Here is an 812-nt window from a genome sequence, read left to right as displayed (position 1 = left end):
CTACCCGATGCCGATGCAGACCGGCATCAAAGATGAAATGCTGACCGCTATCGTTCGCCGTGGGCTGGACATCTCAGAGGAACGGCTACAGATGGCGCTGCGTGCCTGTTGCGCCTCACTGGTTTACCGGACCCGGATGTGCTCCATGCGTTTTCGCCGGGACATTAACGGTGTGGCAGTGGAGGCGATCAGCAAAGAAGACAAGAAGCACGCTTGGCAGCAGATCGTTGATTACCGGTTACGCCATAAGTTGCCGCAGTTGCGCCCACAGTGGCTCAAAGGCTCCCGTAAAAAAGGTCCCATGAAAGGCCGCAGCGCGCAGCCCCGCAAAGGTGTCAAACCTTCTCGCCCGGTGCAGGCCAGCCAGCCCGCAGCCCGGTAAACCCGGATAGCGCGCGCCGGTCATACGGTGCGCATCCGGCAGCATGATTAACTACCCCATATGGGATATTTTTTAGTGGCAGTGATGGGCAATATCGTTTACGATTTACCTAAGATTATTCCTAAGTGAAGCGTATTCACTGGACTTACCATCAATCCTAAAAACCAACTATGCAGGGTAAACTATGACCGCAAACATCGGACTTAAGAGACTGGAATTAAAAAAGATGTACGGCATCTGGCGCTCGAAAGGCTTTGAGCACCCAACACCAAGTGAGTTGCGTTTAACCCGGCGGGATTGTGTAGTCACGTTTGCCCGGAAAAACTGGCAGTGCAAAGATCCGGACGGCAACATCATTGCCGTCAGTGAGACACTTAGAGGCGTTTTGAACAAGGTTCACTGATACCAAGCCGACACCAGCCGCCCTCCG

At 53.8% G+C, this 812-nt stretch carries 2 protein-coding genes; both read left to right on the top strand.

Annotated features, from left to right (window positions below; genetic code table 11):
* Positions 1-382: ProQ/FINO family protein (locus CYR55_RS23030; RefSeq protein WP_146001051.1), on the top strand; the 382-nt coding region annotated here is incomplete at its 5' end.
* Positions 383-566: 184 nt separating this feature from the next.
* The gene (locus CYR55_RS23025) at positions 567-785 is read left to right on the top strand and encodes a hypothetical protein (RefSeq protein ID WP_101818603.1); all 219 of its coding nucleotides are present in this window, start codon (positions 567-569) and stop codon (positions 783-785) included.
* Positions 786-812: the final 27 nt, after the last annotated feature.

This window comes from Chimaeribacter californicus, assembly GCF_002858675.1.
GTDB lineage: Bacteria > Pseudomonadota > Gammaproteobacteria > Enterobacterales > Enterobacteriaceae > Chimaeribacter > Chimaeribacter californicus.
This window is presented reverse-complemented; position numbering and strand designations above follow the sequence as displayed.